The organism is Nonomuraea sp. JJY05, from assembly GCF_043496855.1.
Lineage (GTDB): Bacteria > Actinomycetota > Actinomycetes > Streptosporangiales > Streptosporangiaceae > Nonomuraea.
This window is the reverse complement of record NZ_JBIEIS010000035.1, coordinates 40,091-52,782: the sequence shown is the minus strand read 5'-3', so window position 1 is coordinate 52,782 and position 12,692 is coordinate 40,091. Positions and strand designations below refer to the sequence as shown.

At 71.3% G+C, this 12,692-nt stretch carries 10 protein-coding genes; 4 read left to right on the top strand and 6 right to left on the bottom strand.

Annotated features, from left to right (window positions below):
• Nucleotides 1–7 precede the first annotated feature (7 nt).
• Both ACFKCF_RS42040 and ACFKCF_RS42035 read right to left on the bottom strand, forming a co-directional pair.
• Nucleotides 8–271: a phosphoribosyl-ATP diphosphatase gene (locus tag ACFKCF_RS42040; RefSeq protein ID WP_192785690.1), complete on the bottom strand. Its 264-nt coding sequence runs from the start codon at nucleotides 269–271 to the stop codon at nucleotides 8–10.
• A gap of 114 nt (nucleotides 272–385) precedes the next feature.
• Nucleotides 386–1,348: an acetylxylan esterase gene (locus ACFKCF_RS42035; RefSeq protein WP_394500936.1), complete on the bottom strand. Its 963-nt coding sequence runs from the start codon at nucleotides 1,346–1,348 to the stop codon at nucleotides 386–388.
• A gap of 153 nt (nucleotides 1,349–1,501) precedes the next feature.
• Here ACFKCF_RS42035 and ACFKCF_RS42030 point away from each other — a divergent pair, with 153 nt between their 5' ends.
• The 4 genes from ACFKCF_RS42030 (at nucleotide 1,502) to ACFKCF_RS42015 (ending at nucleotide 5,921) form a co-directional block, all read left to right on the top strand.
• Nucleotides 1,502–2,542, top strand: a complete 1,041-nt coding sequence (locus ACFKCF_RS42030; protein WP_394500935.1) for a LacI family DNA-binding transcriptional regulator — start codon at nucleotides 1,502–1,504, stop codon at nucleotides 2,540–2,542.
• A gap of 194 nt (nucleotides 2,543–2,736) precedes the next feature.
• On the top strand, nucleotides 2,737–3,993 hold the full coding sequence (locus tag ACFKCF_RS42025; protein ID WP_394500934.1) for an extracellular solute-binding protein: 1,257 nt from the start codon (nucleotides 2,737–2,739) through the stop codon (nucleotides 3,991–3,993).
• Nucleotides 3,994–4,050: 57 nt separating this feature from the next.
• Nucleotides 4,051–4,962 (top strand): carbohydrate ABC transporter permease, encoded by a 912-nt coding sequence (locus ACFKCF_RS42020; RefSeq protein WP_394500933.1) that lies wholly within the window; start codon nucleotides 4,051–4,053, stop codon nucleotides 4,960–4,962.
• The gene (locus tag ACFKCF_RS42015) at nucleotides 4,962–5,921 is read left to right on the top strand and encodes a carbohydrate ABC transporter permease (RefSeq protein WP_394500932.1); all 960 of its coding nucleotides are present in this window, start codon (nucleotides 4,962–4,964) and stop codon (nucleotides 5,919–5,921) included. The genes ACFKCF_RS42020 and ACFKCF_RS42015 overlap by 1 nt, the downstream gene beginning before the upstream one ends.
• Here the strand turns inward: ACFKCF_RS42015 and ACFKCF_RS42010 are convergent.
• The 4 genes from ACFKCF_RS42010 to ACFKCF_RS41995 form a co-directional block, all read right to left on the bottom strand.
• Nucleotides 5,911–6,912, bottom strand: a complete 1,002-nt coding sequence (locus ACFKCF_RS42010; protein WP_394500931.1) for a glycoside hydrolase family 5 protein — start codon at nucleotides 6,910–6,912, stop codon at nucleotides 5,911–5,913. The genes ACFKCF_RS42015 and ACFKCF_RS42010 overlap by 11 nt on opposite strands.
• On the bottom strand, nucleotides 6,909–9,500 hold the full coding sequence (locus tag ACFKCF_RS42005) for a glycoside hydrolase family 2 protein (RefSeq protein ID WP_394500930.1): 2,592 nt from the start codon (nucleotides 9,498–9,500) through the stop codon (nucleotides 6,909–6,911). The genes ACFKCF_RS42010 and ACFKCF_RS42005 overlap by 4 nt, the downstream gene beginning before the upstream one ends.
• Before the next feature lie 41 nt (nucleotides 9,501–9,541).
• Nucleotides 9,542–10,597 (bottom strand): LacI family DNA-binding transcriptional regulator, encoded by a 1,056-nt coding sequence (locus ACFKCF_RS42000; RefSeq protein WP_394500929.1) that lies wholly within the window; start codon nucleotides 10,595–10,597, stop codon nucleotides 9,542–9,544.
• Nucleotides 10,598–10,715: 118 nt separating this feature from the next.
• Complete coding sequence (locus ACFKCF_RS41995) at nucleotides 10,716–12,680, bottom strand: DEAD/DEAH box helicase (RefSeq protein WP_394500928.1); 1,965 nt, start codon at nucleotides 12,678–12,680, stop codon at nucleotides 10,716–10,718.
• Nucleotides 12,681–12,692: the final 12 nt, after the last annotated feature.

The following is a 12,692-nucleotide window of genomic DNA, read 5'->3' as shown; positions in this document are numbered from 1 at the left end:
GGGCGCCCTAGAGATGCTTGTAGACCTGGTCGAGGCCGATGCCCTTGGCGATCATGAGCACCTGCACGTGGTAGAGGAGCTGGGAGATCTCCTCGGCGGCCCTGTCGTCTGACTCGTGCTCGGCGGCCATCCAGCTCTCGGCGGCCTCCTCGACGACCTTCTTGCCGATGGCATGGACGCCGGCGTCGAGGGCGGCCACGGTGCCCGAGCCCTCGGGCCGGGTCCTGGCCTTCTCGGACAGCTCGGCGAACAGCTCTTCGAAGGTCTTCATGGTCTCTCTCGTCGGTCGGCTGACGTGCTTGTCAAGACTAGTCTGCGCGAGAGGGTGACGCCGCCCCGCGTCCGCCACGCGAGACGGCCTCACCAAAGGGCCACTGGGGGCGTTTCAGCCGAACTCCCTCCGGGCCATCGCGATCCGCTCCATGGCGTGGGCGGACTCGCCGCCCTCGTGCCCGTTGTACGGGTAGACCTTGATGTCCTTGTCTCCGGCGTAGTGGTTGTAGGCGGCGAACACCGTGGACGGCGGCGTGATCCCGTCCTGCAGCCCGACCGAGAAGAGCGCGGGCGTGGCGGCGCGGGCGGCGAAGTTGACGCCGTCGAAGTAGGCCAGGGTCTCGAAGACGGGCTCCACCCTCTCCTTGAAGGCCCGGCAGTAGGCGGCGATCTCGGCGTACGGGTACTCGCCGGTGATCTGCGTGGCGTGCCGGATGTGGCACATGAACGGCACGTCCAGGAAGGCGCAGGCGAGGCCGGGCGCCAGCGCCGAGACGGCCAGCGCGATCGCCCCGCCCTGGCTGGCGCCGCCGACCGCGACCGTGCCCACCCTCGGGTGTGCCGTGGCGGCCTCGACCGCGCGCACCGCGTCGGTGTAGAGCCGCCGGTAGTAATAGGCGTCCGGGTCGTGGATGCCGCTGGTCATGACGCCGGGCGTGGTGGGGCCGGAGCCGGGAAAGGGGTCGGCGGTGTCGCCGCGCCGCCATCCGCCGGCGCCCTGGCCCCGGCTGTCCATGGCGAAGACGGCGTAGCCGAGGCTGGGCCAGAGCAGCCAGTCGATCGGCAGCCCGCGTCCGCCGCCGTAGCCCTGGTACTCGACCACGCACGGCACCGGCCCGGCGGCCTGGCGCGGGACGAGCAGCCAGCCCTTGATCGGGTGGCCGCCGAACCCGGCGAAGGTGACGTCGAACACCTCGGTGGTGGTCAGCGGGGAGGCCACGGGCGTGAACTCGGCGGCGAGGTCGTGGGTGCGGGCCTCGGCGAGCGTGCGCTCCCAGAAGGCGTCGAAGTCGGCGGGCTCGGCGCGTTCGGGGAGATACTCGCGTAGCTGGGCGAGTGGCATGTCTACGAACATCGGCACTCCTGGAGGACACATCGGGGTGCCCTCACCGTAACGGTGATCGCGCCGGCGCGATCATCCGGTCGCGGGACGGCGAGCGTTCAGCGCCAGGAGAGCCGCGTTGTCGCTGATACGGTTCAGTGAAAGTTTCAGGGAGAGGAGCACGGGGTGAAGAGGCCAACGATCGCCGACATCGCCAGACGGGCCGGCGTGTCCAAAGGGGCCGTCTCCTACGCGCTGAACGGCCAGCCCGGTGTCTCCGCGGAGACCAGGGCGCGCATCCAGGCGATCGCCCAGGAGATCGGCTGGCGACCCAACCTGGCCGCGCGCTCGCTCAGCGGCGCCAGGGCCGACGCCATCGGCCTGGTCCTGTGCCGCCCCGCTCGTTTCCTCGGCGTCGAGCCGTTCTTCATGGAGCTGATCAGCGGCATCGAGGGCGAGCTGGCGGCCAGCTCGTGCGCGCTGATGCTGCAGGTGGTGGCCGACCACGAGACCGAGATCGCGGTCTACCGGCGCTGGTGGGGCGAGGGCCGGGTGGACGGCGCGATCCTGGTCGACCTGCACGCCGACGACCCCCGGGTGCCGGTGGTCGAGCGGCTGGGCATGCCGGCGGTGGTGACCGGGCACCCGTCGGGCGCCGGCTCGCTGCCGGCGGTGTGGTCGGACGAGGTGGCCGTGCTGCGCGAGGTGATCGAGTATCTCGCGGCGCTCGGCCACCGGCACATCGCCAGGGTGGCCGGGCTGCCGGCGCTGCTGCACACCAGGATCAGGGACGAGGCGTTCGCCGAGATCTGCGCCGAGTCGGGCGTCGGCGAGCACGCGGTCGTCCACACCGACTACACGGGCGAGCAGGGCGCCCGCGCGACCAGGCGGCTGCTCAGCTCCCGGGCCAGGCCCACCGCGATCGTCTACGACAACGACATCATGGCGGTGGCCGGGCTGTCGGTCGCCCAGGAGATGCGCCTGGACGTCCCCGCCGAGCTGTCGATCGTGGGCTGGGACGACTCGCCGCTCTCCCAGGTGGTGCGGCCGTCGCTGACAGCGGTGACGCGCGACATCCCCGCCTGCGGCGCGCACGCCGCCCAGACCCTGCTCCGGCTGATCAGGAGCGGGGAGACGGGGAGTCTGGAGGGGCCGCCGGCGCGCCTGCTGCCCCGGGGCAGCACCGCCCCCGCGGGCCGTGACCGAACCGTTTCACGGGCGATGTAGCCACAGGTCAACGGCCCCATATGGGGAAACATTTCAGCAATCTCCAAGGCTGGCTATTGTAACTTACCCGTTTAAGTGGTGAGATCCCTACACCATTGAATTTGGGCGCCAGTCGTGGGGATGCCCTCGCACATCCGCACGCCCCTTCGCAGGGGAGTCCCGGCACCCATCCGACCGATAGATCGGATAGCCCCATGCGACGAACGATGGCAGCGTGCACCGCGGTCGTGCTGACGGTCCTGAGCGCGGCCTGCGCCACGAGTGGCCAGACGGAGACCAAGCAGGCAGACCAGAACGCCCCCGCGACCCTGTCCTTCTGGTCCACGGGCGGAGATGACGAGACCGCGACCTTCCAGAAGGCGGCCGACCTCTACCACCAGAAGCACCCCAACGTGACGGTCAAGGTGCAGACCCTGTCGTGGAGCGACGCGTACGCCAAGTTGCTGGCGGCGGCCACCAGCCGCAACGGACCCGACATCATCTCCGGCGGCATGACCTGGACCATCCAGTTCGGCACCAGGGGCGCGATGGTGGACCTGCGCAAGTACGGCGCCGACTCGCTCAAGGCGCAGGCGCTGCCCGCCCAGTGGGAGTCGGCCATCTCCCCCGACGGCTCGGTGTACGGCGTGCCGCTGGACATGTCCACCCTCGCCCTCTACTACCGCACCGACCTGCTGGAGAAGGCCAAGGTCGAGCCGCCCAAGACCTGGGAGGAGCTGACCGCGGCCATCGACAAGCTCAAGGCGGCCGGCGTGAAGAAGCCCTACAGCCAGGACTGGGGCAACCTGGACTGGATCGGCTACTTCAACTACCTCTACCAGGCGGGCGGCTCGTTCTACACCGCCGACTGCAAGCCCTCGCTCAACACCCCGCAGGCCGAGCAGGCGCTGACGTACTGGGCCGACCTCTACAAGAAGCACGGTGCGCCCACCGCCACCGTGGAGGGCTCCGACGCGCTGGACACCGGCACCGCGATGGTGGTGGCGGGCAACTGGATCGCCAAGGGCATCGACATCAACAAGCCGAAGCTGAAGGGCAAGTGGGCGATGGCCACGATCCCCGCCGGGCCCGCCGGGCCGACCGCGTTCATCGGCGGCCGGGCGATCGGCGTGACCTCCTTCAGCAAGTACGTCGAGACGGGCGCGGACTTCGTCAAGTTCATGTACAGCGACGAGGCCATCGCCGCGATCTCGGACGAGGCCAGGAAGCGGAACATCTCCTACATCTCGCCGCGCGCCGACAAGATCGTGAACGGCTCGGTGTTCACGCCTGAGCAGGCGCAGGTGTTCGAGGCGTCGATCAAGACGGGCAAGGCCGCGCCGGGCTGCCCGGGCTGGGACGAGAGCGCGCCGGACGTGACCAAGCAGCTCCAGTCGGTCATCCTGGGCAAGTCGGACGCCAAGACCGCGCTGGCTGAGGCCGCCAAGGTCATGGAGCGCAACGCCGGTTAGCCGCTCGCCGGGACCGGCGCGGGCCCGGTCCCGGCCCCGATGATCCAGGAGTCTGACATGGCCTCCCCCATCCCCCTGCGCAGCAGGCTGCGCCGCTACGGCACCTCGTACGCGATGCTGCTGCCCTTCCTCGCGCTGTTCGCGGGCTTTCTGATCTGGCCGCTGGCCAACTCTCTCTATCTGAGCTTCACGAAGTTCGACGGGATCAACCCCGCCGCGTTCGTCGGCCTGGAGAACTTCCAGCAACTGGCCTCGGACGCCAGGTTCGGCCACGCGCTGGGCAACACGGCCCTGTACGTGGTGGCGTCGGTCGTGTTCGGCACGCTGCTGTCACTGGGCCTCGCCCTGGCCTTCAACGGCACCAGCTGGCTGCACCGGATCATGCGCACGGTGTTCTTCCTGCCGTCGGTGACCTCCTCCATCGCGCTCATGCTGATGTGGAAGTGGGTCCTCTACCCCAGCGAAGTGGGCCTGGCCAACACCATCGTGAGCTGGTTCGGCGGCAACGCCGTCGCCTGGCTGGCCACGCCGGGGCTGACGATCCCCATCCTGGTGGTGATGTCCGTGTGGGGCGGCATGGGCTACGGCATGGTGCTGTACGTGGCCGGCCTCGGCTCGATCCCCGAGGAGTACTACGAGGCGGCCAAGATCGACGGCGCCTCGACCTGGCATCGCTTCCGCCACATCACGCTGCCGCTGCTACGCCCCGTCACCACGTACGTGGTGGTGACCGGCCTGATCGGCGCCTTCCAGGTGTTCGAGGCCGTCTACATCGTCTTCTCGACGGGCGCCAACACCATCGGCGGCGTGCTCGACTCGGGCCTGATGATCGTCCCCTACCTCTACGACCAGGGATTCACCCACTTCAGGCTGGGCTACGCCTCGGCGATCGCCTGGGTGCTCTTCCTGATCATCTTCGTGCTGAGCCTCGTCAACCTGCGCGTGGGCCGCGCCATGAAGGAGCTGTGATGGCCGTCGCCCCGATGGACACGATCGCCCCCGCGCCGCAGCCGCCCCGGCACGCGGCCCCGGCAGGCGCCAGCCGGCGCGCGAAGATCAACGGACATCTGCTGCGCCTGCCGTTCTACCTGCTGGCGCTGACGATGATCGCGCCGTTCTACTGGCTGCTCATCACGGTGTTCAAGCCGCCGAGGGAGCTGGCCAGGACGCCGCCGTCGTTCGTGCCGCAGTCCCCCACGGTCGCCAACTTCTACGACACGGAATGGACCCCCAAGGGGATCAACCCCGGCCACCTGGCGGGCATCTTCCAGCGCTACCAGGTGGATCTCGGGTTCTGGCGGTTCATGATCAACAGCCTCGTCATCACCACCGCCATCACCGTCGGGTCGCTGCTGATCTGCTCGCTGGCCGCGTACGTGATCTCCAAGCACGACATCAAGGGCCGCCGGACGATCTTCCTGCTGATCATCGCCTCGATGATGGTGCCCTGGCAGACGACGCTGATCCCCAACTACGTGATCATGCGGAACCTGGGCTGGCTGGACAACTACGCCGCCTACATCGTCCCGGCGCTGGCCAAGGCGTTCGTGCTGTTCTTCCTGGTGCAGTTCCTGCAGTCGCTGCCGAACGAGCTGATCCAGGCGGCCAGGGTGGACGGCGCCGGGGAGTGGCGGATCTGGTGGAAGATCGTGCTGCCGCTGCTGCGGCCGGCGCTCGCCGCGATGTCGATCTTCATCGTGCTCGCGGAGTGGAACAACTTCCTCTGGCCGCTCATCATCGTCCAGAGCGACGAGATGGCGAACATACCCGTCGCGCTGGCCAGGCTCAACTCCTACTACGTGGGCCCCGATCACCAGGGCGCGATCATGGCGGGCGGGCTGCTCGCGTCGGTCCCGACGATCGTCTTCTTCGTGATCTTCCAGAAGTACTTCACCCGCGGCATCGCCCTCAGCGGCCTCAAGGGCTGACCCGGTGCGCCTGGAGCAGCTCCAGGAGATCCCTGTCGACCAGGAATCCGTCGAGCTGCTCGAAGCGCGCACCGGGCCGCCGGTGCCCGATCACCCCGAAGGGCCCCTGGAACTGCCACAACGCGTACCCCCAGCCGAACGAGGCGAACACGCCGAGCACGTCGGACAGCCAGCGCAGCGCGACGTCGTTCGGCGTGTGGTCGTAGCAGCCGAACTCGCCCACGTGGACGGGCACGCCCTGCGCCGCCACCTCGCGCCACGGGGCGTAGAAGTCGCGCAGCGCGGCCCGGTCCCAGTGCCGTCCCTCGTAGTCGCAGGGGTAGGTGGGCTCGGCCAGGCCCTGTGAGCCGGGCCACCACTCGGCCCGGTAGTGGCTGACGCTCATCGGCGCGTAGCCGCGGGTGCTGTGAACGACGCCGAGGTCGGCCAGCTCCGGCATGGCCAGGTGGCCGCCGCCCAGCCCGTCGATCACGATCGGCCGGTCCGGGTCGGCCCGCCGGAGCTCCGCCACCACGCGGCGGATCACCGCCTCGTGCGCCGCCCTGGTGAACCCCCGCTCCCCCACCGAGGGCGGCTCGTTGACGAGGTCGAAGGAGAGCTCGTCGCCGGGCACGCCCCGGTAGCGGCGGGCGAAACCGGTCCAGATGGCGGCGAAGCCATCCTGCGCCTCACGGTCGGCCCAGAGGTTGTGGTGCTCGCTCTCCCAGCCGGTGATGACGTAGCCGGGGGCGCGGTGGAGGTTGAGCGACAGGTGCAGGCCGCGCTCGCGGCAGGCGTCGAGGTAGGTGTCCAGGACCTCGAGCACGCGCTCGTCGGGGTGGGCGTAGTCGAGCCCGTCGGTCCAGAAGCGGTAGTCGCACGGCACGCGCACGAAGTCGAAGCCCCACGCGGCGATCGCGTCCAGCACCCGCTCATCGACCGCGGCGGGCTTCGCCCCGGGCTCCTTCCAGAACATCCACTGCAGGTTGAACCCGTGACGCCTCATGCTCATTGCCTCCACTCCGTGGAGGCGGCTCGGTCGCCCTGGAGCCGCCGCCTTCCCCCGTCGCTCTGGTCGCTCCGCTCCCGCCGCTCCTCAGTCCAGGCGGCGGCGCTCCCTCGCACCACCACATCGTTGACACAGCGCAATACCGGCGCGCGGACGAGGGCCTGCTCGTCCAGGCCCGCCGTGCTGATCAGGAACTCGGCCCGCTCGCCCGGCAGCAGCGTGACGAGCTGGTCGTCGGCCTGGGCCGCCGGGTCCAGCCGGTCGGGGAAGACGGCCAGGTCGCGCAGGAGCGTGCGCGCGGTGACCGTCAGCCGGAGCCCGTCGGGGGTGGCCTCGGCCGCGGTGTCGTAGCGCGGCTCGGGCAGGCGCAGGTCCCGGTCGGGCGCGAAGAACCACAGCGCCCGGCCCACCACCGGGTCGCCCCCGCCCGGCCCGGCGATCCCGTCGGCGATCGGCCCGCCCACCCGGTCGCCCGGCCCGGTCGGCCCGCTCGCCCGGTCGCCAGGCCCGATGATCGCGGCGGTGATCAGCTCGCTCGCCGGGTCGCCCGGCTCGGCGACGGGGGCGGCCAGCGGCAGAGTGACGACCGCCCGGGGCGGCACGTCCAGCGCGAGGTCCTGCGCCGCGAGCGCGGTGCCGTCGAAGCCCTGTCGTACGGCCCGCGCCGACGCCCGCCACGGCAGCCCGGTGTCGTTGACGGCGACCAGCGCCAGGCCGCCGTCGCGCGGCTGCACGGTCAGCAGCCGATCGGCGTACGCCCTGCGCAGCGCGTGGAACAGCGGCTTCCTGCGCCCGTCCCCGTCCACGGCCGACCACGACGTGACCGGCCAGCAGTCGTTGAGCTGCCACACCACGCTGCCCGCGCAGTGCGGCCACAGGGCCCTGAAGTGCTCCACCCCGAGCTGGATGGCACGCGCCTGGTTGACCTGGGTGAGGTAGTGCCAGTCGTCGAAGGTCCCGGGGACCGGGAAGTGCGGCTTGAGCCCGGCGGCCAGCTTGAGGTTGCCGTCGACGGCCTTCTGGTGGTGCAGCAGGCCCCGGGAGTCGGGCAGCAGCGGCTCGTCGCTGATCGCCCGGCGGATCGTGGCGTACGCGGCGGGCCCCTGGAAGCCGAACTCGGCGGCCATGCGGGGCCGGTAGTCGCGGTAGACGGTGTAGTCGCGCTCGTTCCACACGTCCCAGATGTGCATGGTGCCGCGGGCCGGGTCGTTGGGCGGCAGGTCCATGGAGCCCGAGTAGGGGCTGCCCGGCCAGTACGGGCGGGTCGGGTCCAGCTCGGCCACGACGCGCGGCAGCGTCTCCAGGTAGAAGCCGCCTCCCCAGCTGCGCCCCTGGAGCGGCTCCTGCCAGCCCCAGTCGGCGTAGCCCTCGATGTTCTCGTTGTTGCCGCACCACAGGACCAGGCTCGGGTGCGCGCTCAACCTGGCCACCTGCTCGCGCGCCTCCGCCTCCACCTCGGCCCCGATCGGGTCCTCCTCGGGGTAGGCGGCGCAGGCGAACGGGAAGTCCTGCCAGACCATCAGCCCGAGCCGGTCGCACAGGTCGTAGAAGTCCTCGCTCTCGTACAGGCCGCCGCCCCACACGCGGACGAGGTTGACGTTCGTCTCGCAGGCCTGGGCGAGCCGGGCGGCGTAGCGGTCGCGGCCCACCCGGGTGGGGAAGCAGTCGTCGGGGATCCAGTTCACCCCTCTGACGAACACCTCAACCCCGTTGACGGCCAGCGTGAACGCGCCGTCCTCGGTACGCAGGCGCACCTCGCGCAGCCCGATCTCGCGGCGCCACACGTCCTCGCCGGCCGTCACCTCGAGCTCGTAGAGCGGCTGCTCGCCGTACCCCCTCGGCCACCACAGCTCCGGATCGGGCACCTCCAGCGTGAGCACGGCCGCGTCGCCATCCTCGGGGATCACGGCGCTGACCGTCACGCCCTTGATCGCCGCGCTCACCTCGGCGGCGCCCGCCTTCTCCACCCGGACGTGGACGTCCACCCTGGCCGTCCCGTCCTCGACGGTCACCAGCGGCCGGACCTCGGCGATCCTCGCCCCGCTCCACTCGTGCAGCCCGATCGGCCGCCAGATGCCCGCCGTGATCAGCGTCGGGCCCCAGTCCCAACCGAAGTTGCAGGCCATCTTCCTGATGAAGTTGTAGGGCTGGGTGTAGGCGCCCGGCCGGTGGCCGAGCTCCTCCCGCAGCCGCTCGGCGTATTCGAGCGCCGATGCGAACGTGACCGTCAGCCGGTTGGTCCCGCTCCGCAGCGCGTGGCGGACGTCGAAGCGGTACGAACGGTGCATGTTCGCGGACCCGCCCACCCGGACGCCGTTGAGCTCGACGGCGGCCACGGTGTCGAGCCCCTGGCAGACGAGGTCGACGTGCTCGTGCCCGGTGCCGTCCCACGAGAACTCCGTCTCGTAACGCCACTCGGTGCGCCCGATCCAGGCCAGGCGGGTCTCGTTGTCGTCGAGGTAGGGATCGGGGATCAGCCCCGCGGCGAGCAGGTCGGTGTGCACGCAACCCGGCACGGTGGCCGGGGCCCGCACGTCGCCGCTCGCGGAGCGGACGGTCCAGGCTTCATGAAGGGGGCGGAACGGGCTCATCAACCCTCCGGGCTCGAGCAGCGGGAATTGTCATCGCATCACTAAACCCGTTTAGTTTCAATGTTTCCGGGCGCTCGCTGAACGGGTTCATGAAAGGGGGCGGTGCTGCCCCTGCTGACCAGGCGCGGATTGGCCTGGCGGGCGTCGGCCACCGCACGGCCCTGGACCAGGTCGAGCAGGGCGCGGGCGGCGTGGGCGCCGCAGGCGGCGATGTCCCGGCTCACCGCCGTCAGGTGCGGCCGGGCCAGCAGGCACAGGGCGGAGTCGTCCCAGGCCACGACGGACAGCTCGCCGGGCACGGAGATCCCCGCCTCGCGGGCGGCGGCGGTGCCCGCGACCGCCATCACGTCGTTGTCGTACACGATGGCCGTGGGCCGGTCGGGCCCGCGCAGGAGGTCGAGCGTGGCGCGCTCGGCGCTCTCACCGCTGTAGTCGGCGTACACGGTGACGCTCGCGACACCCAGCCTGGCGGCGGTCTCCCGCATGGCGGCCGTCCTGACGCCGGTGTGCATGAGCTCCTCGGGGCCCGCGATCCTGGCGATCCTGCGGTGCCCCAGCCCGGCCAGGTGCTCGATCACGGTGGCGAGCGCGCCGCCGTCGTCGATCCACACGGCGGGCAGCCGCCCGGTCCCGCCGGGGCCGCCGATGACCACGGCGGGCAGCCGCAGCTCCTCCAGCACGGCGATCCTGGCGTCCGCGACCCGCAGGTCCACGACGAACACCCCGGCGACCCGATGCTGGGCCCACCACTTCCGGTAGATCGAAATCTCGGCCTCGTGGTCCTCGGTCATCTGCAGCAGCAGCCCGACCGACGCGTCCGACAGCGTGGCCTCGATGCCGGAGATCAGCTGCATGAAGAACGGCTCCAGCCCCAGCGTGCGCGCCGGGCGGTCCACGACCAGGCCCAGCACGTCGGGCCTGCCGTCGAACAGGGCCCGCGCCAGGCTGTTGGGCTGCCAGCCCAGCTCGGCGGCGATGGCCTGGATGCGGCGGCGCGTCTCGCTGGAGACGCCGGGACGGCCGTTCAGGGCGAACGACACGGCCCCCTTCGAGACGCCGGCCCTGCGTGCGATGTCGTCGATCGTGGGTCGCTTCATCGGCCGCCCCTTGGATTTACCGGTTCATATACGCCGCCATCCGCGACTCTACGCAAATGACACCGCCCGCCGCACCCCTTGCGGGGTCCGGCGGGCGGATGGGAGATGAAGCGGCGGGTCAGCGCTCGAAGCGGCTGCCCGAGTTGCGGCGGTAGCCGCCGCCGTTGCCACGCTCGTCGGAACGACCGCCGCCGGAGCGGTAGCCGTCACGCGGGCCACGCTCGTCCGAGCGGCCGCCGCCGGAGCGGTAGCCGTCGCGCGGGCCGCGCTCGTCGGAGCGGTAGCCGCCGCGCTCGCGGTCGGCCGAGAACGGGCGGCTGCGGTCGGAGGCGTAGCGTCCGCCCCGGTCGTCCGAACGGTAGCCGCCACCACCGCGCTGGCCGCCGCGGTCGTCCTGGCGCAACGGCCGGTCGTCCGAGCGGTAGCCGCCGCGCGGCCGGCTGTCCCGGCGCCGGTCGTCCCCGAAGGTACGCGGCTCCTGCGAGCGCCCGAACGGCCGCTCACCCTCGCCGTGCGGCCGGGAACGACGGTCCTCGCCGGAGCTGAAGGGCCGCTCGCCGTCCTCGTGACGGCGAGGACGACGGTCCTCGCCCGGCCCGAAGGAACGCTCGCCGTCCGTGTGACGGCGCGGACGACGGTCCTCGCCCGACCCGAACGAACGCTCGCCGTCCTCGTGACGCCGGGGGCGGCGGTCGCCGTCGAAGTCGCGGCGGGGGCGGCGGCCGTTGCGGCGCTCGCCCTGGCCGCCGCCGCCCTCACGGCGGGGGCGGAGGGGCTTGCGCACGTCCGGCTCCCAGACCGGGATGGCCTCGCCGCTCGGAATGCGGGCGCCGGTCACCTCGGCCACCCGCGGGTGACCGGGCGCGGCCTTCAGGCGGAACGGGTGGATGCCGGCCCGCCGGGTGAGCGCGTCGGTGGAACGGCGCTCGCTGGGCAGCACCAGCGTGACCACGGTGCCCTTCTCACCGGCGCGGGCGGTGCGGCCGCCCCGGTGCAGGTAGCTCTTGTGGTCCTGGGGCGGGTCCACGTGCAGCACCAGGCTGATGTTGTCGACGTGGATGCCGCGCGCGGCGACGTCGGTGCAGACGAGCACGTTGATGGCGCCCTCGCGGAACTCGGCGAGGATGCGGGTGCGCTGGTTCTGGCGCTTGCCGCCGTGCAGACCGCCCGACTTGACGCCGACCCTGGCCAGCTGCTTGCAGAGCCGGTCGACGCCGTGCTGAGTGCGGACGAAGATGATCGTACGGCCCTCGCGGTTGGCGATCTCGGCGACGACGTCGAACTTCTCGTCGCGCGTGACCTGCATCACGTGGTGCTCCATGGTGTCGACCGGCGAGGTCGCGGGGGCCACGGAGTGGGTGATCGGGTCCTTGAGGAAGCGCTGCACCAGCTTGTCGACGTCGCCGTCGAGCGTGGCGGAGAACAGCAGCCGCTGCCCGTCGGCCGGGGTCTGCGCGAGCAGGTCGGTGACGACGGGGAAGAAGCCGAGGTCGCACATGTGGTCGGCCTCGTCCAGGACGCTGACCTCGACGTCGGCGAGCGAGCACTCGCCCTGCCGGATGAGGTCGCCGAGCCGGCCGGGCGTGGCGATGACGATGTCGACGCCGCGCCGCAGCGCCTCGATCTGCTTGCCCATGGACATGCCGCCCACGACGACCTTCATGCGCAGCCCCAGGCCGCGGCCGAGCGGCTCGAGGGCGTCGTGCACCTGGAGGGCGAGCTCACGGGTGGGCACGAGGATCATCGCGCGAGGGTGGCCGGGGGCCGGCCGCACGCCCGCGAGGCGGGCCATGGTGGGCAGACCGAAGGCGAGCGTCTTGCCGGAGCCGGTCTGGCCACGGCCGAGCACGTCGTTGCCGGCGAGCACGTCGGGAATCGTCGCGCTCTGGATGGGGAACGGGCTGTCGATGCCCTGCTTGGCCAGCCCGTTGATGAGCGGCTTGGGCAGGCCCAGCAGCTCGAACTCCGACGGCCTCGGGTCGGCGTCTCTACCAGAGGCCGAGGCCGTGGGGCCGGAAGGGGCCGGCGAGTCGGAGGCCGCACCGGCGGTCTCGTCGAACGCGGGCATGACAGCGTCAAGCATGGTCACGAAAGT

Coding starts and splice junctions, on each gene's coding strand:
- ACFKCF_RS42010 (WP_394500931.1), bottom strand. CDS start 6,912: ATGAGCATGAGGCGTCACGGGTTCAACCTGCAGTGGATGTTCTGGAAG.
- ACFKCF_RS42000 (WP_394500929.1), bottom strand. CDS start 10,597: ATGAAGCGACCCACGATCGACGACATCGCACGCAGGGCCGGCGTCTCG.
- ACFKCF_RS42015 (WP_394500932.1), top strand. CDS start 4,962: ATGGCCGTCGCCCCGATGGACACGATCGCCCCCGCGCCGCAGCCGCCC.
- ACFKCF_RS41995 (WP_394500928.1), bottom strand. CDS start 12,680: ATGCTTGACGCTGTCATGCCCGCGTTCGACGAGACCGCCGGTGCGGCC.
- ACFKCF_RS42035 (WP_394500936.1), bottom strand. CDS start 1,348: ATGTTCGTAGACATGCCACTCGCCCAGCTACGCGAGTATCTCCCCGAA.
- ACFKCF_RS42025 (WP_394500934.1), top strand. CDS start 2,737: ATGCGACGAACGATGGCAGCGTGCACCGCGGTCGTGCTGACGGTCCTG.
- ACFKCF_RS42020 (WP_394500933.1), top strand. CDS start 4,051: ATGGCCTCCCCCATCCCCCTGCGCAGCAGGCTGCGCCGCTACGGCACC.
- ACFKCF_RS42040 (WP_192785690.1), bottom strand. CDS start 271: ATGAAGACCTTCGAAGAGCTGTTCGCCGAGCTGTCCGAGAAGGCCAGG.
- ACFKCF_RS42005 (WP_394500930.1), bottom strand. CDS start 9,500: ATGAGCCCGTTCCGCCCCCTTCATGAAGCCTGGACCGTCCGCTCCGCG.